General features: G+C 67.7%; 14 protein-coding genes and 1 pseudogene. 7 read left to right on the top strand and 8 right to left on the bottom strand.

Going from position 1 to position 23,437, the window contains the following annotated elements:
- Positions 1–102: 102 nt before the first annotated feature.
- The 3 genes from DMB37_RS39915 (at position 103) to DMB37_RS39905 (ending at position 8,548) form a co-directional block, all read left to right on the top strand.
- Complete coding sequence (locus DMB37_RS39915; RefSeq protein WP_135237165.1) at positions 103–1,086, top strand: hypothetical protein; 984 nt, start codon at positions 103–105, stop codon at positions 1,084–1,086.
- A 551-nt stretch (positions 1,087–1,637) separates the two neighbouring features.
- A complete protein-coding gene (locus DMB37_RS39910; RefSeq protein ID WP_135237164.1) occupies positions 1,638–6,170 on the top strand; it encodes a HAMP domain-containing protein in 4,533 nt (1,510 codons plus the stop codon).
- Positions 6,170–8,548 carry a SpoIIE family protein phosphatase gene (locus DMB37_RS39905; protein WP_135237163.1) on the top strand — a complete coding sequence of 793 codons (2,379 nt, stop codon included), beginning with the start codon at positions 6,170–6,172 and terminating at the stop codon, positions 8,546–8,548. Before DMB37_RS39910 ends, DMB37_RS39905 begins: the two co-directional genes overlap by 1 nt.
- A 52-nt stretch (positions 8,549–8,600) precedes the next feature.
- Here the strand turns inward: DMB37_RS39905 and DMB37_RS39900 are convergent, their stop codons facing one another.
- From DMB37_RS39900 to DMB37_RS39875, 6 genes are all read right to left on the bottom strand, one after another.
- Positions 8,601–9,497 carry a hypothetical protein gene (locus tag DMB37_RS39900; RefSeq protein ID WP_135237162.1) on the bottom strand — a complete coding sequence of 299 codons (897 nt, stop codon included), beginning with the start codon at positions 9,495–9,497 and terminating at the stop codon, positions 8,601–8,603.
- Positions 9,498–9,750: 253 nt separating this feature from the next.
- Positions 9,751–10,878 (bottom strand): glycosyltransferase, encoded by a 1,128-nt coding sequence (locus tag DMB37_RS39895; RefSeq protein ID WP_135237161.1) that lies wholly within the window; start codon positions 10,876–10,878, stop codon positions 9,751–9,753.
- Positions 10,875–11,696, bottom strand: a complete 822-nt coding sequence (locus tag DMB37_RS39890; RefSeq protein WP_135237160.1) for an alpha/beta fold hydrolase — start codon at positions 11,694–11,696, stop codon at positions 10,875–10,877. The genes DMB37_RS39895 and DMB37_RS39890 overlap by 4 nt, the downstream gene beginning before the upstream one ends.
- Complete coding sequence (locus DMB37_RS39885) at positions 11,696–13,153, bottom strand: NAD(P)/FAD-dependent oxidoreductase (protein ID WP_135237159.1); 1,458 nt, start codon at positions 13,151–13,153, stop codon at positions 11,696–11,698. The genes DMB37_RS39890 and DMB37_RS39885 overlap by 1 nt, the downstream gene beginning before the upstream one ends.
- A gap of 151 nt (positions 13,154–13,304) precedes the next feature.
- On the bottom strand, positions 13,305–14,099 hold the full coding sequence (locus DMB37_RS39880) for an alpha/beta fold hydrolase (RefSeq protein ID WP_135237158.1): 795 nt from the start codon (positions 14,097–14,099) through the stop codon (positions 13,305–13,307).
- A gap of 49 nt (positions 14,100–14,148) precedes the next feature.
- The gene (locus tag DMB37_RS39875) at positions 14,149–14,973 is read right to left on the bottom strand and encodes an alpha/beta fold hydrolase (protein WP_135237157.1); all 825 of its coding nucleotides are present in this window, start codon (positions 14,971–14,973) and stop codon (positions 14,149–14,151) included.
- Positions 14,974–15,090: 117 nt separating this feature from the next.
- Between DMB37_RS39875 and DMB37_RS41840 the strand changes: the two genes are divergently transcribed.
- The 3 genes from DMB37_RS41840 (at position 15,091) to DMB37_RS41650 (ending at position 19,989) form a co-directional block, all read left to right on the top strand.
- The gene (locus tag DMB37_RS41840; RefSeq protein WP_135237156.1) at positions 15,091–17,880 is read left to right on the top strand and encodes an AAA family ATPase; all 2,790 of its coding nucleotides are present in this window, start codon (positions 15,091–15,093) and stop codon (positions 17,878–17,880) included.
- 199 nt (positions 17,881–18,079) lie between these two features.
- On the top strand, positions 18,080–18,709 hold the full coding sequence (locus DMB37_RS39865) for a LysE family translocator (RefSeq protein ID WP_135237155.1): 630 nt from the start codon (positions 18,080–18,082) through the stop codon (positions 18,707–18,709).
- Positions 18,710–19,257: 548 nt separating this feature from the next.
- The gene (locus DMB37_RS41650) at positions 19,258–19,989 is read left to right on the top strand and encodes a hypothetical protein (protein ID WP_135237154.1); all 732 of its coding nucleotides are present in this window, start codon (positions 19,258–19,260) and stop codon (positions 19,987–19,989) included.
- Between the two features lie 231 nt (positions 19,990–20,220).
- Here the strand turns inward: DMB37_RS41650 and DMB37_RS41645 are convergent.
- Both DMB37_RS41645 and DMB37_RS39850 read right to left on the bottom strand, forming a co-directional pair.
- A pseudogene (locus DMB37_RS41645) lies at positions 20,221–20,343 on the bottom strand (response regulator transcription factor); the annotation flags it as partial.
- A gap of 325 nt (positions 20,344–20,668) precedes the next feature.
- Positions 20,669–22,027: a wax ester/triacylglycerol synthase family O-acyltransferase gene (locus tag DMB37_RS39850; RefSeq protein ID WP_135237153.1), complete on the bottom strand. Its 1,359-nt coding sequence runs from the start codon at positions 22,025–22,027 to the stop codon at positions 20,669–20,671.
- Between the two features lie 374 nt (positions 22,028–22,401).
- On the opposite strand from DMB37_RS39850, the gene DMB37_RS39845 reads away from it, so the two are divergent.
- Positions 22,402–23,400: a hypothetical protein gene (locus DMB37_RS39845; RefSeq protein WP_206055136.1), complete on the top strand. Its 999-nt coding sequence runs from the start codon at positions 22,402–22,404 to the stop codon at positions 23,398–23,400.
- The last annotated feature ends 37 nt before the right edge of the window (positions 23,401–23,437 follow it).

Below are 23,437 nucleotides of genomic sequence, written 5' to 3'. Positions count from 1 at the left end.
CGTACAAATCTCGGCCATTCAGCAGGTTTGGCAGTCCCGGATACCCGACAATGGTGAGCACCGGCGTTTCGTTGCCGGTCGGTGGCCGATAGGAGAGCCCCGATGACACAGCTCGAATCCCACTCCACCGCACCCGATTCCCCCAAACCCGACCAGCCCGTGGCAACCAGCGTGTTCGTCAACGGATACATTCCGCGGCGGCGTGGGCTGGTCCTACTGCTCGGTGTGCTCGCCGGGTTCCTACTGACCGTGGTGTGGTCGGCGCCGTTCGTGGACACCACGATCGGTGGCACGGTGGCCGACGGGCTACTCGGCCACGACGCCAAGGAAACCGCGATCACCGGCATCGGCGCGGGCATCGTGTTCGCGTTCGTCTCCGGCCTGGCCGGCACGTTCACCGCGTGCAATATCGCCGTCTTCGGCGCGGTGGCGCCCCTGGCGGGCAGCGCGGGCGGCTGGTGGAACCGGGTGCAGGCGGTGCTACGGCCGCTGCTGTGGATGGCGCTCGGCATGGTCGTCGTATCCGCCGCCTACGGTGTCGTGGTCGGCATCTTCGGGACCGACATGCCTCAATTCGACACCGCGCCCAGCCAACCCGGCCAGATCTCGCCGCGGCTGATCCAATCCATGGTGGTGTTCGGCGTGATCGGGGTGATCATGACCTACCTCGGGCTCGCCGTCCTCGGTCTGGTGCGCGACCCGTTCGCCCGCATCGCCGCCCGCTTCCCGAACGCACCGCTGGTCGTCTTCGGCGGCCTGATCGGCGCCTTCCTCATCGGACGCCCGTTCCCGTTGTTCCGCAAGCTGTTTCGCGACGCCGCCGAAGAGGGCAACATCCTCTACGCCGCCGGCGCCTTCGTCCTGCAGTCCCTCGGCAACATCATCATCCTCGCCGTCCTGCTCATCCTGACCGTCCTCGTCGGTGGCCGCCTGCAACGCTGGTTCCAAACCGACCCACGCCGCGTCAGCATCCTCAGCGCCACCGCCCTGCTCACCGTCGGCGTGTTCACCTTCCTCTACTGGGATGTGCGCCTGCTCGCCATGCGCGACATCATCCCGTGGTATCCGGTGGCGCCCTGGGTGTAGTCCGAACTTCACAATGGACTTCCGCGCCTTGGACATCCGATCCGACCGCACCACGTTCCCTGTGCGGCTCGGGATGACGAGCCGATGCCCCGGCGTTGTTGCACAGCACCGCGATCTCGCGGCCGGATAGTTCCACACACAGCTTCGCACCGGCGGCACGGTCCGCCATGTCGACGGCGCGGGATTTCGGCTTCGACGCGGTAGCGGGCGGCCAGCCGGTCGGCGAGTTCGGTGCCCGCATTCCACGATCCGACAGCACCACGATGACCGACCGTGCGCCTTGTGCGCCTCGCGAGGTAACCGTCGCGCCGATACGGCCACCCGTGTGGCGGAAGCGCGATTGCGAGCGTTGTCGGCCGAGCCTTACACCATCCGTCTTCGCCTGATCGGCTGGGGGGAAACGAGTCTCGGCGATCGCGCAGCGGCTAAAGTCGTCGAGCAGTGGGTGTTCAGCAGCTAGCACCCACTACTTTGCTGACGATTCCTTCGGGCACGACATGGCGGGAAGCCGTCGTGCCTATGGGATCGATAGACCAGATCTGGGGACGAGGATGACCGACACGGTGGCTGCTGCCTCGGCTGGACGTAAGTACACACCCGCGGCTACGGATCAAGTCGAGTTGCGCCAGCTACTGGCCGGGTTGACGGCGGTGCGTGACGGTGATTTCGGCACTCGGTTGCCGATGGACGGTGACGGGCTGCTCGGCGAGATCGCGACGGTGTTCAACGGCATGGTGGATCAGCTCTCGCTGTTCACCTCGGAGGTCACGCGCGTGGCGCGCGAGGTCGGCACCGACGGGCGATTGGGCGGGCAGGCCGAGGTGCCGGGGGTGTCGGGCACCTGGAAGGACCTCACCGACTCGGTGAACGCGATGGCGGGCAACCTGACCAGTCAGGTGCGCGATATCGCGCAGGTGGCAACGGCTGTGGCCCGCGGCGATCTGTCCCAGAAGATCGACGTGGATGCGCGCGGCGAAATTCTGGAGCTGAAGAGCACCGTCAACACCATGGTGGACCAGTTGTCCGCGTTCGCCGACGAAGTCACCCGGATGGCACGGGAGGTCGGCTCGGAAGGACAGCTGGGCGGCCAGGCCCAGGTACCGGGAGTCGGCGGCGTGTGGCGCGATCTCACCGACTCGGTGAACTTCATGGCGGGCAACCTGACCGCGCAAGTCCGCAATATCGCCCAGGTCACGACCGCGGTGGCGGGTGGTGATCTGAGTCAGAAGATCACGGTGAGCGCCCGCGGAGAGATCCTGGAGCTGAAGAACACCATCAACACGATGGTCGACCAGTTGTCGTCGTTCGCCGACGAGGTCACCCGGGTGTCGCGCGAGGTCGGCACGGAAGGGATCCTCGGTGGTCAGGCGGACGTGAAGGGCGTCTCGGGCACGTGGCGCGATCTCACCGACTCGGTGAACTTCATGGCGGGCAACCTGACCGCGCAGGTGCGTTCGATCGCGCAGGTTGCTACCGCGGTCGCCGGTGGTGACCTGAGCCAGAAGATCCGGGTCGACGCGCGCGGGGAGATCCTGGAACTGAAGAACACCATCAACACGATGGTCGACCAGCTGTCGTCGTTCGCCGACGAGGTCACCCGAGTGTCGCGCGAGGTCGGCACGGAGGGCCGGCTGGGCGGGCAGGCGGACGTGAAGGGCGTCTCGGGTACCTGGAAGGACCTCACCGAATCGGTCAACGTCATGGCCGACAATCTCACCGCGCAGGTGCGTTCGATCGCCCAGGTCACCACCGCGGTCGCCGGTGGCGATCTGAGCCAGAAGATCCGGGTCGACGCGCGCGGGGAGATCCTGGAACTCAAGGAGACCATCAACACGATGGTCGACCAGTTGTCCGCCTTCGCCGACGAGGTCACCCGGGTCGCCCGCGAGGTCGGCACCGAGGGCAACCTGGGTGGTCAGGCGACCGTACGCGGCGCCTCGGGCACCTGGAAGGACCTGACCGACAACGTCAACGTCATGGCGTCCAACCTGACCAATCAGGTGCGGTCGATCTCTCAGGTCGCCACGGCGGTGGCCCGCGGCGACCTGAGCCAGAAGATCAACGTGGAGGCCAAGGGCGAGGTCGCCGCGCTCGCCGGCGTCATCAATACGATGGTCGACACGCTGTCGGCGTTCGCCGACGAGGTCACCCGGGTGGCCCGCGAGGTCGGCACCGAGGGCATGCTCGGCGGCCAGGCCCGGGTGCCGAATGTGGCGGGCACGTGGAAGGACCTGACCGACAACGTCAACTCGATGGCGAACAACCTGACCAATCAGGTCCGCAACATCGCCCAGGTCACGACCGCGGTCGCGCAGGGTGATCTCACCCGCAAGATCGATGTGGACGCGCGCGGGGAGATCCTCGAGCTGAAGACCACTATCAACACGATGGTCGATCAGCTTTCCGCATTCGCCGCCGAGGTGACCCGGGTGGCCCGCGAGGTCGGGTCGGAGGGCCGCCTCGGCGGTCAAGCCGAAGTCGAAGGCGTATCGGGCACCTGGAAGCGGCTGACCGAGAACGTCAACGAGCTGGCCGGCAACCTGACCCGCCAGGTTCGCGCGATCGCCGGGGTCACCAGTGCCGTCGCGGAGGGTGACTTGACCCGGTCCATCACCGTCGAGGCCTCCGGCGAGGTCGCGGAGTTGAAGGACAACATCAATTCGATGGTGGAGTCGCTGCGCGAGACCACCAAAGCCAACCAGGACCAGGACTGGCTCAAGACCAACTTGGCCCGTATCTCGAGCCTCATGCAAGGCCAACGCGACCTGCACGTGGTGGCCGAGCTGATCATGGACGAACTGGCGCCGCTGGTTTCCGCGCAGTTCGGCGCGTTCTACCTGGCCGACGACACCGCCGCGCCGCCGGAGCTGCGGCTGATCGGCTCCTACGGCAGCCCGGAGGAGCCCGACAGCCCTACCCGCTTCACGTTCGGCCAATCCCTGGTCGGCCAGGCCGCGCGCAGCCGCCGCACGATCGCGGTGGACTCCGTTCCCGGCGACTACGTCACCATTTCCTCCGGGTTGGGCCAGACCGCGCCGGTCAACCTGCTGGTGCTGCCGATCGTGGTCGAGGATCAGGTGCTCGGCGTGATCGAACTGGGCTCCCTGCACCGCTTTACCCGTATTCACCAGGACTTCCTCGACCAGCTGATGGAGACGGTCGGCGTCAACGTCAACACGATCGTCGCCAACGCCCGCACCGACGAGTTGCTCGGCGAGTCGCAGCGGCTGACCTCGGAGTTGCAGGCCCGCTCGCAGGAGTTGCAGGTTCGCCAGGAGGAACTGCAGCGGTCCAACGCCGAACTGGAGGAGAAGGCGGAGCTGCTGGCCATGCAGAACCGCGACATCGAGGCCAAGAACCTCGAGATCGAGCAGGCGCGACAGGAGCTGGAGACCCGGGCTCAGCAGCTCGCGCTCGCCTCGAAGTACAAGTCGGAATTTCTGGCCAACATGAGCCACGAACTGCGCACCCCGCTGAACAGCCTGTTGATCCTCGCTCAGCTGTTGGCGCAGAACCCGGCTCGCAACCTCACCCCCAAGCAGGTTGAGTACGCAGGCATCATCCACTCGGCGGGTTCGGATCTGCTGCAGCTGATCAACGACATCCTCGACCTGTCGAAGGTGGAGGCGGGCAAGATGGACCTGACCCCCGAGCGCGTGCCGCTGCGCAAGCTGCTGGACTACGTCGAGGCCACTTTCCGGCCGATGACCACCCAGAAAGGCCTGGGCTTCCGGGTGAGCACCGCGCCCGAGTTGCCGGTCGAGCTGCTCACCGACGACTCGCGACTGCGCCAGGTGCTCGGCAATCTGCTGTCCAATGCGGTGAAGTTCACCGAGACCGGGTCGGTACAGCTGCGAATCACACCGACGCGAGCCGACGACGTGCCCCCCGCCGCGCGCCGCCACGGCCCCACCCTCGCCTTCGAAGTGATCGACACCGGCATCGGCATCGCCGAACATCAGCTCGAGTCGATTTTCGGCGCGTTCCAACAGGCCGACGGCACGACCAGCCGCAAGTACGGCGGCACCGGACTCGGCCTGTCGATCAGCAGAGAGATCGCCTATCTTCTCGGCGGCGCCATCACCGCCGACAGCACCCTCGGTCAGGGCAGCACCTTCACCCTGTACCTCCCGATCGCCCGACCGGATTTCCAGCAGGCGCCACACCACGACGAAGACACCCGGCAGCTCGAGGACGGCGCCCGGCACGAGGCCGCTCCCGCGCCGCCCCAGCGGCAGCAGCGCAGGCTGCTGATCGTGGAGGAACGTCCACAAGGATTGTTGTCCCTGGTCGCACAGAGTGCGGTGGCTGATCTCACCGACGGCAACGACCCGCGCGGTCCGGTGCAGATCGTCGCCGCGGTCGGCGCGGAGGAGGCGGTGGCGGCACTGGCCGTCGACGCGTTCCACTGCGTGGTGCTGGAGTTGGACATGCCCGACGATGCCGCGCTGCGATTCCTGGAGACCATGGAAGGGGACGCCGCGATGCGCGGTGTTCCGGTACTGGCGCACAATCGCCGACTCGACGCCGAGCAGGAGCGTCTGTTGCAGCGGCTCACCGCGAACCGTCCGCTGGAGTTGCTGTCCAGCCTGGACGAGCTGCGGGAGCGGATCGTCCTGCATGTCACGGCCGCGGCACCGGGAGATGTGCTGCCCCTGGTGCGCCGCGAGGACGCCACGGCCGCGGCGCCGCAGCGCTCGGACGGCAAGCTCGCAGGCCGTACGGTGCTCATCGTCGACGACGACGCCCGAAACCTGTTCGCCCTCAGCAGCATCCTCGAACTGCACGGCATCAACGTGCTGCACGCCGAGAACGGGCGGGAGGGAATCGACACCCTGCTTGCCCGCGCGGAGACGGATCTGGTCCTGATGGACGTCATGATGCCCGAGATGGACGGCTATGCCGCGACCGCGGCGATCCGCCGGATGCCGCAGTACGCGGATCTGCCGATCATCGCCGTGACGGCCAAGGCCATGCTCGGCGACCGGGAAAAGTGCCTCGCCGCAGGCGCCAACGACTACGTGACCAAACCGGTCGACGCGGACGCGCTGCTCGCCTGCATCCAGCACTGGCTCGACGCCTGATGCCCGCCTCGGACACCGGTGCGGACGCGACTTCCGGCACCGGCCCAACCGAGGGGCCTGCGGTCAACCGCCTCGCGGCCACCGTCGAGCGGTTGCGCAACGAGATTGCCCAGGCCCAAGCCACCGCCGATGGCCGTGCGCTGATCGAGATGGCCAAGGGCGTCCTGGTCGAACGGCTGCGTTGCGGGCCGGCCCAGGCGGCGCGCCAACTCGGGGTGCTCGCCGAGCAGGCGGGTGTCACGCCGTTGGAGCTGGCCGCCGAGGTGGTGAACCAGGCCGCACAAGACAAGGTCAGTGCGGCAGCGGGAGAATTCCTGCTCCGCGCCGCGGCACCGGGCGATGCGTCGGCGGCGGTACGGCTGCGCACGGCGGAGAGCGGTCTGCTCGCCGCCGGCGACACCCAGCGGGTGGCCAAGGCGCTGCTCGACCACGCGCTGGCGCCGCTCGGTGCCTCGGCGGCGGCGATCTGGGCCGCGGGTACCGACGGATCGCTCTCGCTGCGGGGTTTCGTCGGTATCAGTCCGCAAGAGGCGCAGCGGTGGCGATATGTGCCACCCGGGGTGGCGACCCCCGCTCGGCAGGCGCTGATCGAACGAAACGCGCTGTGGATCGAGGACCTGGGTTCGTCCAGGTTGCCGTCGATCGGCGACCACAGTGGTGGCCGGGTGGCGATCCCGGCGGGCACCAGCGGCAAACTGCTCGGCGTGCTCGAGGTGTGCTGGCCGCAACCGCTCGAACCACAACGGCCGCAGATACAACGGCAGCTGGAGGCCTTGGCCGAACTGTGCGCCCACACCTTGGAATCGGACATGGCCGGTGCGCCGGTACCCAACGGACCTGACGTCGCCGACCTCGTCCGGCTGGCCGAGGCGCTGTTCGACTCGGTCCTCGTGCTGCTACCGCACCTCGACCACGACGGTGCCGTCACCGACTTCCGCATCCAGCACGTCAACTCCCGCTTCGTCGATCTGGCAGGCCGTCCCCGCAGCCGGATAAACGGCGCCCTGCTGCTCGAGGCGTACCCGATGGCGGCGGGGGCAGGCCAGATATTCGAACTGATCGAGCATGTCTACGCCACCGGGGAGACCTACCGCGCCGACCGGGCGGTGCTGACCGAATTGGTCGACCAGATACCACTGACCGTCTCGGCGGCGCTCAGCATCAGCCGCCACGGTGACGGGGTGCTCATGGTGTGGCAGGTCGAGGATGAGACGGTGCGGCTCGCGGCGCTGCTCCAGCACGCGCAACGCCTCGGCCGCGTCGGCGGATTCGAGGAGAACCCGGACATCGGTGAAATCACCTGGAGCAGCCAGCTGTTCGACCTCTACGGACTGGCGCCGACCGCGAACCCGATCCCGCTGCGCCAACTGCCCGACCACGCGCACAACGACGACGCCGACGCGGTCCGACGGTTCCTGCGCACCGTGCTCCGCTACGGCAACGCCGCCTCCACCGCGTTCCGGCTGATCCGGCCCGACGGCGTAACCCGCCACATCCGGATCATCGCCGAGCCGGTACTCGACACAGCAGGCAATCTGCTCGCCATCCGCGGTGCCTACCAAGACATTTCGGCACAGCACTGGACCGAGGTCGCGCTGTCGGCCACCCGCGACCAGCTCGCCCACACCGAGCAACACGCCGCCGAGCAGAGTCGCCTGGCGCGCCAACTCCAACAGGCGATCATGCCCGCCGCGCAACCGTCCATCGACGCCTTCGGGCTGCACATCGCGGTGCGCTACCAGCCGACCGAACAGGACCACCTCGTCGGCGGCGACTGGTATGACGCAATTGTGTTGCCCTCCAAGCAGATTCTGGTGTCGGTCGGCGACATCACCGGCCACGGCATCACCGCGGCCACCGACATGGTCGTGCTACGCAACGCACTGCGCGGTCTCGCCGCCACCGGAGCGGGGCCCGGGCAACTGCTCACCTGGCTGAATCTGGTAGCCCATCACCTGACGACCGACATCTATGCCACCGCCATCTGTGGCCTCTACGACCCGCAGACCCGCGTCCTGAGTTGGGCCCGCGCGGGCCACCTCCCCCCGGTGCTGGTCCGCGCCGGGCAAGCGACCGCCTTGCCGCTGCTCAACGGGATAATTCTCGGTGCACTGGCCGAAACCACGTATGAAGAAGGCGAACTCCAGTTGGAACCGGACGACGTCCTCCTGCTCTACACCGACGGCCTGATCGAGCGCCGCGGGCGACACCTCGACGAGTGTGTCGAGCGACTGCTCACCGCGTCGGCTCGCTTCAGCGGCAGCCTCGACGAGCGCTTGGACGATCTGCTCGACAACAGCGACTCCGACACCGACGACGACACCTGCGTGGTAGGGCTGCAAGTGGGACCGGGGCTAGCATCTCCGAATGACTCGTAGCGCCCGGATGAGCGCTATGGGACCGGCGCGCCGGCGGGGCTGGTCAGCTTGCTCACCGGATCTCTACTCGCACAGCAGAATCCACGCGCGGCCCGATGGTGTACACCCACTCGCGTGCGACGGGGTCACCGAGCTGTGCGCGAAACCAACTGGCCGTCCATCGGGCAGCGGTCGTGGCGGTCTCGTGCTGCGGGGCGGTACCGGGCCGCGGATCGGGCGCGGCACCAGGTGGGTTGTCGATATCGGCGAGCCCGAAGTGGTTGGCGCCCAGCAGATGAACGTAGGCCGCCGAGGGCGCACCGGAGATCTTGGCGAAACTCTCGTACGCTTCCGCCGGCTCGCTGACCCCGTCTTCGGTGCCGTTGACGTACATCACCGGAATCCCGCCCACATCGACCGCCTCGACCTCGGTGCCGACGCTGGTGTTCGTCCCGTATCCGACAAACGCCTTCAGCTCCGGTGGACGTCGGTAGTCGGCAGCGGAGCAGAACGGCGGGCGGCAGCGGTCTGTAGTGGCGAACAGCGCCGCGGCGCCACCGTAGGAGTGCCCGGCCACTACCAGCGCGGTGGGGTCGATGCGGGCACCCACCGCCGAGGCCGGGTCCCCCGCCTGCTCGCGCGCCCAGGTGAGCGCCTCGACAAGCCCGTATCCGCGCGGCGCGTTATCGGCCGAGGTCAGGTCGCGCTCCGGCACCAGGACAACGAAACCGTATTCGGCGATCGCCGCGGCGAATCGGGAATAGTACCCCCGCCCAACATTCGCCCCGGGCAGTATCAGCGCCAGCGGAAGCCGGCGAGCGGACCGAGCCGGGTACCAGATCGTGGCCGCCTCCCTCGCGACCACCGTGTCCGCACGCCGGATCTGGTCCTCGGCGGCAGCGGTGGAACCGGGGACGACAAGCAGGGACAAGGCAACCGTCAGCAGGGTTTTCGTTCCGAACTGAGACAACCGGCGGAACATATCCGAAAACTCCTTCTAGCCAACCGATCCCGAACCGCTGGGCGGCGGATCACCCTATCGCGCCTGCGCTGACGGACTTCGCGCCGGTGCACGTCACCAGCGACGACCACGAACATCCGCGGCAGAACTCGTCGCCCGCTGCGACGAACGCCTGCCCACGTCGCTCGACGGCACAGCGAACAACACCACCGCAGGAACCGCCCCGTACCCGCACCGGTCGCTACCGGGCCGACCACCGACCTCAGGCCATCCGGTCCAGCAATAACGCAAGAACCTCATCGGCCGGCGTCATAGCGGCGATCCTGTCCGCTATCTCGGACGCGGCCACCGCGAACGACGGGTTACCCAGAATTCGCACAACGGCGGCGCCCGCCTGCCGGGGATCGTGGATGACCGCTGCGGCCCCCACCGCCGCGGCGCGTTCGGCATTGAGCGGCTTGTCCAAGCCCAGCGGCAGGATGACCATCGGAACGGCCGCACCCAACACCGAAAGCACCGTGCCCGCACCGCCGGAGCTGACCACCACGTCGACCCCGTCCAGCAGGTGCCGCATGGGCACGAAACCCGTCACGTGCACCCGGCTCGCGTCGACGACGAGATCCCGCGGATCCGACGCCGGGTGCACGGCCACAACGACATTCACCTCCTGCGCTAGCAGTGACTCGACAATCGCCGTGAGCGTGCCCGGCTCGTCGACGATCGTGCCGAGTGTCACCAGCACCCTCGGCAATTCCCTCCGCTCGGGAAAAGAAGGCGCGGTCCACGGCGCATCCAGTTCGGACTCCGGCGCTTCCGGCCGGATGTCGATGCGATCGAGGGAGGGCTCCCAGGTGTCGGATTGCAGCGAGTCGGGCCACGGGTCCACCGCCGCGATCGGGGGCGCCAACTCGATGTCTCGTTCCTTCATCCGCTGGGCAGCCACCGCGACCACCGCCTCGGCAATCGCCGCATCGACAGCGATGCCCACCGCGTGCGAAACCCACGGCACGCCGAGCTCGGACGCGACGAGCGGGCCCAGGAAATCGGCGGCCTCCGCGACAATCAGGTCCGGCGCGAAAGCCGCTGCCACAGCCAGCGACTCGTCGGCCCCGAGGTCGATCCGGACACCGCCGAAGAACTCCGCCACCGTCGCCGGACTCATGTCGGTGGTGGCGTCGGCTCCAGTACGGCGGTGCACCTCGGCCAGGGTCTCCCCCAGTGTCGCTCCGGCCGAGAGCACCTCGGCCGGAGCGACGACGTCAGCGACGGATCCGTTGGTCAGAAATGCGGTGACGTGCCCGGCCCGGCGGGCCGCCCTTTCGAGCGGCACCATCGGCAGCAGATGACCGTGAGCGGGCGTGCTGGAGAACAGAATTCGCAGCTGCGTCACTGCGTCGGTTCCGGTAGGAAGTCCAGGAGCAACTCGTTGACCTGGTTCGGTGCCTCGAGTTGCATCCAGTGTCCGATGCCGTCGAGCCGTTCATACCGCCACGACCCTTCGACGTACTTCTCGTTGCCGAGCATCGACTCCTCGGTGAGGTACGCATCGTCGCTGCTCCACACGCCCATCATCGGCGCGAGCACCGGTGGCAGCACGGGCGGATCGACGAGGAACTCCGGGCCCGCTCCGGTGCGGTACAGCCCAAGGCTGGTGCTGAGCGCCCGCGGGTCCCGCATCCGTTCGATGACCTCGAGCAAATCCGGGTGACTGGCCAGCCATCGCCTGGTGTTGGCGAAATCGTCCTGGGAGAGCCAGCGTTCGGCGATGCCCAGGGACTGGAACAGCAGGAAGTACCAGGACTTCTCGCGCTGCGGCAGGCCCGCGTCCACGACTGCCGCCGCAGTTCCGACCGACAGGGTGGTGAGGCTGTCGACCCGATCGGGGTGCAGCCCGGCGAGCAGTACCGACAGCGAGGCGCCCCAGTCGTGTCCGATGACGTGGGCGTGCTGCACGTCGAGGTCGTCCAGCACGCCCACCAGATCGGCGACGTACTCGGCGAGTTCGTACTGCGCCAGATCCGTGGGTTTGTCCGAGGCGCCGAAACCGCGCAGATCGGGTGCAATCGTGCGGTAACCGGCGGCGTTCAACGCAGGCACCTGGTGGCGCCACACGGCGTGGGTGTCCGGATAGCCGTGCACCAGCAGCACATCCGGGCCGGACCCGCTGACCTGGACCTGCAGTTCGATGCCGTTGGTTTCGATACGCATTACTTCGCTCCGATCACAGTGAGCAGTTCGGCACGGGAGGGGCCCGGTTCCGGGTATCCCGTTGCGCCGCCGCCGAGTTCGTTGATTCGATCGAGGACACCGGGGCGGCCCAGCGCTTCCTCGGGGCCGACCAGTCCGGAACCGACATCGCCGAACGCCCGCAGCACGTCGGGATCCCGCAGCTTCGCGGCCTCCACCGCTTGCCGCAGATTCCACTCCGGATCCTCGGTGCGGTAGGCGACGCTCTGCTGGTAGGGAATGGCCTCGATTTCCAGGTCGATCTGTGCGAGCCGGTGCAGATCCCAGGCGGCCGAGGCCTGCTGGGTGGGTCCGAGCGTGCCGTTGGTGAGCTCGTCGAAACGGCGCGCGAGCTTTTCCCGATCGTCGAAGCCGCTCTCGCGCAACACATCCCGCAGCAGCAGCGCGTGGGACATTCCCATGGTGAGGCCGAACCCGAAGGTGGGATTGGTTGTCGCCCAGGCATCTCCGATGCTGAGCAGCCCGGTCGCCACCGGCTTGCCACCGACGACGAAACTCCGATGCCGGGACTCCATCCCGGCCATCGCCAACACCCCGGTGATCGGCTCACCGTAGGAGGCCCAGTGCGCCATATTCGGATACAGCGCCGCGACCCGCTGCCAGACCTGCGCATCGCTCAGTGCCCGCATAGCGCGGTCCTCGGCCGAGACGAACAGGGCTATGGCCCAGGTGCCCGCATCGCCGGGCACGGTGGTCAGCCCCAGACTGTCGTGGTGTTCCAGCGGCCACGCCACCTGTTCGGGATAGGAACCGTCGGCCGAGCGGAAGTAGCGGCTGTAGGCCAGGAACCCGGTCTCGTGCTTGTCCAATACTGGTGCGGCCGCGCCGATGTCGGTGAGCATCTTGCTCGCGGGAGAATTGCGGCCCATGGCATCGATGACCAGATCGGCGGAGATATCCTCGCCCTGCGCGGTCCGCACGCCGGTGATGTGCGGGATCGCGGCCACCGCCTCGGTCAGCAACCCCGTGACCGGGGCGTCTCGGCGCACGGTGACCCCGGCCTTCGCCGCGGCGTTGCCGAGGCCCTGCTCGATGACGGGCCTGCGGGCGGAGAGGGTGTCGAACCGTTCGTCGCCCGGCCTGCGGCCGCCGATCGCGGGGAGTTCGAAGGCGGCGTCGAGCATGTTGTGTTCGCGCGCGCCCAGCGCCCGTAGTTCGGTGAGCACATCGGGTAGTTCGCGAGCGAGCACCTGATACCCGCCGGGCAGCAGGATGTGCGGATGCCGGAACTGATTGACACCCGGTCGGCGCCACTGGTCCCAGGCCTGCTCGGCCTCGGCGCCGGGCCCACCGGAATCCTTGTCCAGCAGGGTGACTCGATGACCTTCAGCGGCCAGCAGCAGCGCCGCGGTCGTGCCGGTCGGCCCGCCGCCGAGCACTACCACGTGCATCGGCCGGCCTTCCTTGGTGGTTCGCATGATGGATCCTTTCGACTTCGGAGCGGGTCTTGGTGCAACTCTCGGTGGGAACGGCGCTCACTTCCCAGACCGGAAACTGCTCAATCTCGCGAATGTCCGGCGGTGCCGCGTGGTCGTGCCCGCGGCACCGCATCGACTTCGCCCGGGGTGATCAGGAAACGGCGCTCGCGGCGTCGACGATGACCTTCGCCACGGCGTCGGGCTGGGAGACCGTGAGCGCGTGCGAGGCGCCCGGGATCTCCACGGTCGCGCGGGCCTTGGCGCGTTCGGCCATGAACCGATGCGCGGCGACCGGGATGTTGTTGTCGGCGTCGGGGTAGACGAACCAGGACGGCAGGTTCTTCCAGCTGGGTGCACCGGACTTGCCGTTGAGCGCGCGGTCGTTGAGCGGGCGCTGGGTGCGGGCGTCGAGTGCGGCTTGCGCGTTGGGGACGTCGGCGGCGAACTGCTTCTGGTACTTCTCGGGCTGGATGTAGAGGTCGGTACTGCCGTCGGCGAGGGGGACCTTGTCGAGGGTCTCGCCGAGGGTGCTGCCCGGGAACTTGCCGGAGAGTTCGCCGATGGTCTCGCCATCCTCGGGAGCGAACGCCGCGACGTAGACCAGTCCCTTGACCTTGGGGTCGTTGATCTGCGAAATGATTTGCCCGCCATAGGAATGCCCGACCAGCACGACCGGCCCGTCGATGGCGGCGACGACACTGCGGACGGTGTCGGCGTCGCCCTGGACGCTGCGCAGCGGGTTGCCCACCGCGATGTTGGCCAGGCCCTGCTGGTTCAGCCGGTCGATGACGCCGTTCCAGCTGGCGGATTCGGCGAAGGCGCCGTGCACCAGGACGATGGTCGGCTGTACCGCAGCGGGTTCGGCGGAGGCGCAGCCGGAGCCGGCGAGGGTGGCGGTCACTCCGAGCGCGGCGGCGGCGAGTTTGGCGGATTTGGCGATACGCATGACGGTTTCCTTTGCTGTGCAGTGTGTTCGGTGAGGTTTGGGAACTGGGTCAGTTCTTCAGGAACTCGAGCAGATCCGCTTCGAAGGCGGTCCGGAATTCGCCGTGCAGCCCGTGCGCGGCTCCGGGGTAGATGCGCAAGGTCGAGTTCTTGATCAGCGCAGCGGATTTCACCGCCGAGTCGTGTAGGGGGACGATCTGGTCGTCGTCGCCGTGGGCGACGAGCACCGGGACATCGATGCGCCGCAGATCGTCGGTGAAGTCGGTCTCGGAGAACTGGGTGATGCACTCGTAGGCGGCACGGACGCCGGCCTGCATGCTCAGCCGCCAGAACGCGCGGCGCATCCCCTCCGAAGCGGCCGCACCGGGCCGGTTGAAGCCGTAGAAGGTTTCGCTCAGCTCCCAATAGAACTGCGAGCGATCGGTGCTGACCCCGTGGCGAATGCCGTCGAACACCTCCATCGGGGTGCCCTCGGGATTGCTCGCCGACTTGACCATGACCGGCGGCACGGCGCCGAGCAGCACCGCCTTGGCGACCCGGCCGCTGCCGTGGCGGCTGAGGTAGCGGGCGACCTCGCCGCCGCCGGTGGAATGTCCGACGAGCACGGCGTCGCGCAGGTCGAGCGTTTCGATCAGCTCGGCCAGATCGTCGGCGTAGCGGTCCATGTGGTTGCCGTCCCAGGTTTGGGTGGATCGGCCGTGCCCGCGGCGGTCGTGGGCAATCGCGCGGTAACCGTGCTCGGCGACCAGGCGGGCCTGGTCGTCCCAGGCGTCGGCGTTGAGCGGCCAGCCGTGGCTGAAGACGACCGGCTGTCCGGTGCCCCAGTCCTTGAAGAAGATCTCGGCGCCGTCTGTGGTGGTGAATGTCGATGTCATGGCTATGAAATTACGAAGCGGGACACCCCCGCCGAATCCGTCGAGCGACTGCATCGGTGACTGAGTCGACGACTGAGTCACGTTGTCGAACCGCGCCGGTTCTGCCAGTCTTCGGGGATGGGAAGCGAGATTGCGGCACCGGCGTTCTTCACCAGAGATGTGCTGGCGACCACGCCTGCGGGTGGTCGCGGGCTGATCGGACGCGAGCAGTACCTGGCGGCGCTGGCGGACCTGCTCGACCGGGCGGCGGCGGGAAACGGCTCGGCGCTGGTGTTGCGCGGCGCGGCCGGTATCGGCAAGTCGGCGCTGCTGGCGGCGGTCCGGGACGCGGCGCTGGAACGGGATCTGACGGTTCTGTCGGCGGTCGGCGTGGAGAACGAAGCAGGTTTGTGTTTCGCCGCATTGCACCAGCTGCTGCATCCGCTGCTGCCCGAAGCCGTGAAACTGCCGCTGGCGCAACAGCGCACGCTGCGCGCGGCGTTCGGGCAGGAGGAGGGCGGCCCGGATCTGTTCAGTGTGGCGCTGGCAGCCTTGCAACTGATCGGCGAGGCGGCGGCGCAGCAGCCGATCGTGCTGATCATCGACGATCTGCACTGGCTCGACTCGGCCAGCGCCGACGCGCTGAGCTTCCTGGCGCGCCGCATCGGCAAGGACGCGGTCTTCGTGCTGGCCGCCACCCGCGCCGACCAGGGCGATCCGGCGGATCGCGCCGGACTGCCGGAGCTGGTGGTCGAACCGCTCGCCGAGGACGCCGCCGCCGAACTGCTGCAGACCCGAGCTCCGGCGTTGACGACCACCGCGCGCCAGCGGCTGCTCGCGCAAGCGTCCGGAAATCCCTTGGCACTGACCGAACTTCCCCGCGCACTGCGGCACAGCGGAGCCGATCGGGTGGCCGAGGAGTTCCCGCTCACCGCTCGGCTGGAGGTCGCGTTCGCGGCCCGATCCGCCGAACTCTGCCCCGCCGCGCGCACGCTGCTCGTCGTGCTCGCCGCCGATGTCGGTTGCGAGCTGCGTCGGCTACTGGCCGCGGCCACCGAACTCGCAGGCACCCCGGTGACCGCCGATCATCTGCAGGACGCACTCGACATCGGCCTGGTCGAATTGTCCGGCGCGGGAATGCGATTCCGGCATCCGATGATGCGCACGGCCATCTACGCGCGCGCACCGCTGACCCAGCGCCTCGGCGCACACTCCTGTCTGGCCGCGGCACTGGCGGATTTCCCGGACAAGCAGCTCTGGCATCGCGCCGCCGCGACCCTCGGCACCGACGACACCCTCGCCGCGGAGCTGGCGGAGTTCGCCGAACGGTCCCGTCGCCGCGGCGCGATCATGACGGCAGTGCACGCGCTGCACCGCGCCGCCGAACTCGCCGAACGCCCGGACCGCACCACCACGCTGTTGCTCAGCGCGGCGGAATTGGCCAGCGAAATCGGAGCCCGGCGGGAAGCGCAGGATCTCGTGGACCGCGCCAACCCGACCGCACTGGGACCCATCGATCGCGCCCGGCTCGCCACGGTGCAGGAGGTCATCGCCTTCAGCCAGTACGACCCGGAGCATCGGATGCTCGAACTGGTCGACCTCGCGGGGAACGCCCACGCGGCGGGCAATACCGATCTCGCGGCTGAGCTGTTGTGGCGGGCCGCCTCTCGCTGCTTCTTCCAGGATGCCTCCGCGCCGGCCCGGACCGCGATCGCCGAGCAACTCGACACCCTCGACCTGTCCGCGCACGATCCACGCCGCCTCGCCATCGAGGCGTACACGGTGCCCTGGGATCGCGGTCCCGCGGTGCTCGACCAGCTCGCCCGACTGGCCCCGGACCGCTCCGACGCCGACACCATGCGCTACCTCGGCTACGCCGCGCTCTTCCTCGGTGATCTCCGGCGCGGCTCGGCCTACATCGACGCCGCCGCGGGCGTCGGCCGCAATCAGGGGCGGCTCGGCCTGCTCGCGGGCATTCTGGGGGCGGGCAACTGGAGCCGCATCTGGCTCGGCGAGTGGGACACGGTGCGCACCGAAACCGAGGAATCCCGGGCCTTCGCCGCGGAGACCGGCGAGGAGTTCTACGCGGTCGCCGGACGCACCAACCTGGCCATGATCGCCGCCCTGCGCGGGGAAACCGAACTCGCCGAGGATCACTTGCGCGAGATCCACGCCAGCCCGATGGCGGTCGGCATGCGCTGCATTCAAGTCACCGCTCAGCAAACCCGCGGCATGATCCAGTTGCTGGCGGGCCGCGCCGAAGACGCCTTCGCGACATTGCGGCGCGTCTACGACCCGGCCGACCCGGTCAGTCATCCGATGCGGCGCTGGTGGATCGCGGCCGAACTCGCCGATGCCGCCGTCGCGGCCGGAAAGGTCGAGCAGGCAAGGCATTTGCTGGCCGAGCTGCCCGCGCTGGCGACCCGGCTACCGGCGCCCATGCTGCTGGTCGTCGACGAATACAGCCGTGCGGTCCTCGCCGCCGACGACGACGCGGAGGCTGGCTACGCCGCCGCGCTGGCCGGCCATGTCGGCAGCTGGCCGCTCTACCGGGCCCGGCTGCAGTTGCACCACGGCCGCCGCCTGCGCCGCCAGCGCCGGATGGCCGAGGCCCGCGAACCCCTGCGCGCGGCCCGCGACAGCTTCGATGCCCTCGGCGCCGCCCCCTGGGCCGAGTCCGCACGCCTCGAGTTGCGCGCCGCGGGCGAGACCAGCGCCCGCCGCGCCGCGAACGCTCGCGACCACCTCACCGCGCAGGAACTCCAGATCGCCACGCTGGCCGCCGAAGGACTCACCAACCGCCAGATCGCCGAGAAGCTCTATCTTTCGCACCGTACTGTCGGCTCGCATCTGTACCGGATCTTCCCGCGCCTGGGCATCACCGGCCGAGCCGAGTTGGCCGCGGCCCTGGAGGGTGCCGCAGCCTGACGCCCGAGTCGAACTCCACCACCGCGGATTCGAGCACTGCCCGACATCCGAATGGGCTGGCAAGTGAGCAGCTTTCACCGTGATCATCGGCTCCTACCCAGCGTGCGGAGTACGACGGCGCCGGACACGGAGATACCGAGATGATGTCCGATCCCGTACGTTCCTCCGGCCCCGCACAGCCTCGGAACGGAGCACAACTATGCATGCGATCAACTGGGTCGGATTCCTCCCGACCGCGCTACTCGTCTCACTCATCCCCGGCGCCAGCCAGATCCTGGGCCTGAACAACGCTGTGCGCCACGGCATTCCCTATGCCTTGGCGGGTGTAGGCGGACGACTCGCCGCCTTTGTCGTGCTGGTCGCGCTGGTGGTGGCCGGCCTCGGCGCGGCGCTCGCGGCCTCGGTGACCGCGCTCACCGTGATCAAGTGGGCGGGTGTGGCCTACCTCGCCTGGATCGGCATCCAGGCTTTACGGCGGGCCTGGCGACCAGCGGCCATCGAGGCGCCGACACAGTCTGCGAGCACCGTTCGGTGGCGGATCGTCGGGAACGAATTCGCGGTAGGGATCAGCAATCCGAAGGCGCTGCTGCTTTTCGCCGCGCTGCTACCCCAGTTCGCCGCGGCGTCGGCCGGCGGGTTCGGCACCCAGATCGCGCTGCTCGGCGCCGCGTACGCGGGTATCGAATTCGTGGTGGGCCTCGGCTATGTCGTCGTGGGTGGTCTGATCGGTGCGACCGGCTTCTCGGCCAGGACCTCGCGCCGAATCGATCTCGGCACCGCAGTGTGCTTCCTCGGCCTGGCCGGACTGCTCGCCGCGGACGGCGCCTGATCCGAAGTGGGGTCAGAGCAGCTCAGGTCGCGGCGGAGTGGTTCATCGCGATCCGTGACCGACAGTGGCAGCCTGAGCCGTAGAGTGCGGGAGGCCGATGGCGGTGGCTGCGGGGAAGGCCGCGGTGAGCCCAACCCAAACGGTGCATCAGGAGGAAGACGGCACCGCCGTCATAGTGATACCGATGCACACCACTGCGGCGTTGTTCGCATTCGGTCAGGAACAGCCAGCCCGAACCGGCACACATGCAATGAGTCCACCTACCGGTCATCGCCACATCTCGACAACGGTTGCGCCAGTTCACCATTCATCCGGATCAGGCGTCGGCTCGGACTGCCCCGACCGGCTCACCCTCAGTGAGGACGAACTGGCCGCATGCATGTTCGACGCGAGCTGGCCGACTGTGCTGGTCGCACTGACGGGCCTCGGATTCGGCGAGTTATGTTCTGCGAGTGCAGGTCACCACTGTATGGCCGGAGTTCGGGGTCGCCCATAGGGTCGTGGTACCACCATGTCGGCTCGGCTCGGGTGGCGAGACGCTGGCAAGCATGGTGGATGCAGGGTCGACCGAAGAGGTTGCGGCACAACGGTTCTTCTTGAAGTTGTCCGGGGTGTGCGCCCTGGTCGGCAGTATCGGTTTCGTTCTCGTGGGTACCGCGCACGGGGATCTGCCCGATGACGATGTGGCGGCCGCGCTGCGGTTCGTCGCCGATCATCCGCATTGGTATCTCACTCATTTCGCCGGGATAGTGTGCGTGCTGTTGTGGGTCGTGGCGCTGATGGGTTTAGCCTATTCGCTGGAGGGGATAGCCGCGTTCGCACTGGGCCGAACGGCGGTGGCGGCCATGGGGATCGGGGCGGCCGTTTTCGTCGTCGACTACACCATCGACGGTTACGCGTTCAAACGGATCGCCGACCAGTGGGCGGCCGCAGGACCAGGGGACGCGGAACAATTACCAGTGGCCGAAACCTTGTTCGCCATGCTGTACGGCACAGTCACGGCGTCGGCGACGTGGACCTTCGGATTGCCCTTCCTGCTCATCGGACTGGCGGTGGCGGTCGGCCGCGGCTATCCGCGGTGGCTCGGGTGGGTGGTCACCGTGACCGGCAGCGGCAGCGTGATCGGTGGCGTCGCCACCTATCTGGCTTGGCATCCGAGCGCCGGGTTCGTCGCCGCGCTGGGGTTCAACGCCGCGTCGACCATGTGGCTGGCGGTAATGGGAGTTCTCATGCTGCGCCGGGCGCGGCGCATGCTGCGATACGACGCGTCGATTTCCTGACCGCGCGGGTCTGAGTGACTCAGTGCTCCTCCCCCGCACGGATTTGCCATACATGCATGGGCGCCGCGAGCGAAGACTGACACTGCTGGCCAGGATCGGCTCAGGGCAGCTCGTGGGTAGCCCGGAGCCGCCAATGGCTTTCTGGATCTCGATCTGCGACGAGCGTCGTCGTCGAAATGCTTGTGCGACAACAGCTATGGAGCACCCAGCAATTGGCCTACGTCTTGCCGAGGTGATGAGCCCGGTCTCGTAGGCGACGACGACGGCTTGGGCTCGGCTGGTGAGGCCGAGATTGCTCATGACGCGGTAGAGGTGGGTTTTGACGGTGCCGTCACTGAGGAACAGGCGGGCGGCGAAGATTCCGGTGCCGACTTCTATTTGTTCGCTGATTACGTCGGCCCCTCGGTGGCCGAGAAGAAGCGTTTGAGCGGCTTATACGACACCAACCTCGACGATATTCTCCGCGCGGCCCCGCATCGCGGCAGCCGAGAGCATGTCGATCTCCGATCGTTGCAGAACATCTGGGGTTGCACGCTGCCCATTCCGGACAACTCGAACAGGGAGGGTGTGCGTGGAGTTGCGCGGTGTCCGCTCCACTGATACGTGGCGAACCGCTGGTGGCCCCAGGGAGTCCGCCAAAATTTTAATGGGCGCCGTTCACTATTCGCGGTGGGAGCGATCAAGAAAGGCACGCGGCGTCTCTGGCGCGCGCAAGCAGCTCATCGATGGCGTCCTGGATCCACCCTGCGACCAGGTGCAGATCGGGCGTACTGTCGAAATCCCCGGTGATGCCCAACGTCAACTGGTCGCTGTAGCTGAGGATGGCGATCCCCGTGCGTACCCGCATCGCGATCGGAGCATAGGCCAGGATTTCCAGTACCTCGTGGCCGTGTAGGTACAGCCGACGCCGCGGGCCGGGCACATTCGTTGCCAGGCCGGATATTCCGTGCTGCGGGAAGCGCGACACCAGCCGGACAGTCCACGCGATCGACGCGAACGGTAGTAAACGAGCCAGCGACAGCATCGAATTCGCGGCCGAAGCCTCGCCGCTCGCCTTGTGTGCGGACATCCTGGAGTGCACGATGCCCAATTGTTGGACCAGATCCGCCGATTCGATCGGCAGTAACGGCAATGTCGCCGAAACCCGATTGTCCAGAACGTATTTCGCATCCGCAGGTCGTACCGATACCGGCGCCAGGATTCGGACTTTGTCCGCTGTCGGCTCCTCGCCGCGCGCGAGCAGCAAGGCACGAAAGGCGGCGGCGACTGCCGCGAGTACGACGTCGTTGACCGTCGCCCCGAACACCGCGCCGATTTCCCGAACGGCAGGCAGCGATGCACGCGCCACCGCGTAGCGTCGTTGCCTGCCGATCGGGCCGTTGAGTGAGGACCCTGGCGCGGGCAACACCGCCGACAATGCCATGGGCACCACCGCGCGCAGCGTATCCACCGCCAACCGTGGACCGTCGATGGGGAGCCGCAGGCCCTTCATAACAAGGCTGCGCACACCAGAAGTTCCCTCGTCTCGGACTGGCTTCCAGACGGCAGGTTGCGGCACCGCCGCCTCGACGGCCGGGTCACAGAGCCGCTCGAACAGCGTAATCCCGGAGACACCGTCGACCATGCTGTGGTGCGCCTTCACGATCATCGCCCAGCGATCGTGCACGAGTCGCTCGACCACGACGCATTGCCACAGCGGATGATCGCGGTCGAGACGTTCCTCCATCACCTCGGCCACCAGTTCGTACAGCATGGACTCGTCCGCGGGTTCAGGCAATGCCATCCATCGAAGATGATGTGCCAGATCGAAATCGGGGTCGTCGACCCAGGCCGGTGCAGCGAGATCCCAAGGCGTCCTGCGTACTTTCTGCCGAAGCCGGTCGTCCACGGTGAGCCGCCGCGTCAGTTCGGCGGCGAACTGCGCACGTGGCGGCGGTGACCCGGCCACCACCGCGATGGCGCCGATCCCGACACTCACGTGTCGATCGCTGTCTTCCAATTCGATGAATCCCGAGTCCAGCGGGCTCAGTTCGGTCATCGCGGGCATCCATCTCGTCTAGGTTCCGACGAACTTCAGGGTGCTGCCTCGTTGGCAGCCACCGCATCTACCAGTACCCGCGGGGGTGGAATCCGCTCCCGGACACCGAGGATGCGGCTGAGATGCCATTCGGCGCCGCAGCTGTGACAACGAACGGAGCTGGCCTGCTGCCCATGTGCGGTACCGATATCGTCCGACCCGCAACTCGGGCAAGTCTGGGCCGGGCCGAAGATTCTGCTGAAATCGAGGGTGGCCGGGTAAGTCATGGTTTCAGGAAACCGTGTTGGACGTGCAGGCACCAGGGCCGGAGGTCCCCGCAGGAGCTGCGAAAAGGCCATATCGGTGCCGACGCCACACGGATCACACTCGGTGATATGAACGCCACAGAGCTTCCCACACCCGAGGTGCCGGATCACCCGACGATGCTGGCGGCGTTGCGACTCGCTTGCCGCGCGCCGTCGGTGCACAACACCCAGCCGTGGCGCTGGGTGTTCGACGGCACCCGCCTACACCTCTACAGCGACACAGACCGTCAGCTGCTGTCCGCGGATCCCCTCGGCCGCCAGCTGACGATCAGCTGCGGTGCCGCGTTGCATCGTGCCCGCACCGCCTTCGCAGCCCACAACTGGCACACCGACACAGTGCGTCTTCCCGATGCGCACAACCCACAGCACTTGGCGGCCATCGAATTCCGGCTATGGCCCGACCCGCCCGCCGGAGTCCGCACGCGCACCGACGCCATCGAGCATCGCTACACCGATCGGCTGCCGATGCTGGAACCGGTCGGCTGGGATGCGGTCGCGCACTTCCTCCGCATGCTGGTTTCGCCGCATGACATCGAGCTCGACGTGCTCGACGAGAGCGCGCGGGCGAGGCTCGCCGCTGCCTCCGCACAGACGGCCTCGATTCGGCGCTACGACATGCACTATCAGACCGAAATACATTGGTGGGCCGGCCATACCGAAATGCCGGAAGGGGTGCCGCCGTCCGCGATGACCTCCGCCGCCGAGTTCGCCCGCGTCGGTGTCGGGCGCACCTTCCCCTCGGTGCCGCATTCGATGCGCCGAGCCGACGTCGAAGACCGGTCTCGCCTCGTGGTACTCAGCTCGGCCGCCGACACCGCCCACCAATGGCTGCATACGGGCGAGGCACTGTCGGCAGTGCTGCTCGAGTGCACTGCCGCCGGGCTGAGCACCTGTGCCCTCACCCATATCACCGAACTGCCGGCCGGGCGCAAACTGCTCACCGGCCTGGTACCCCGCGTCGGTCTGCCGCAGGTAGTGCTTCGCGTCGGCACCGCACCCGAGCAGAACGAAACGCCGCCGACGCCGCGTCGACCGCTCACCGACGTCTTCACCGAGCAACGGGGGTAGGAGCTGGCGCGCCGGCGATCATCAACCCTGCTACACC

Source organism: Nocardia sp. CS682 (assembly GCF_004634405.1).
In the GTDB taxonomy this organism is placed as follows: Bacteria; Actinomycetota; Actinomycetes; order Mycobacteriales; family Mycobacteriaceae; genus Nocardia; species Nocardia ninae.
Note: the sequence above shows the minus strand (reverse complement) of the source record. Positions and strands in the feature narration are given on the sequence as shown.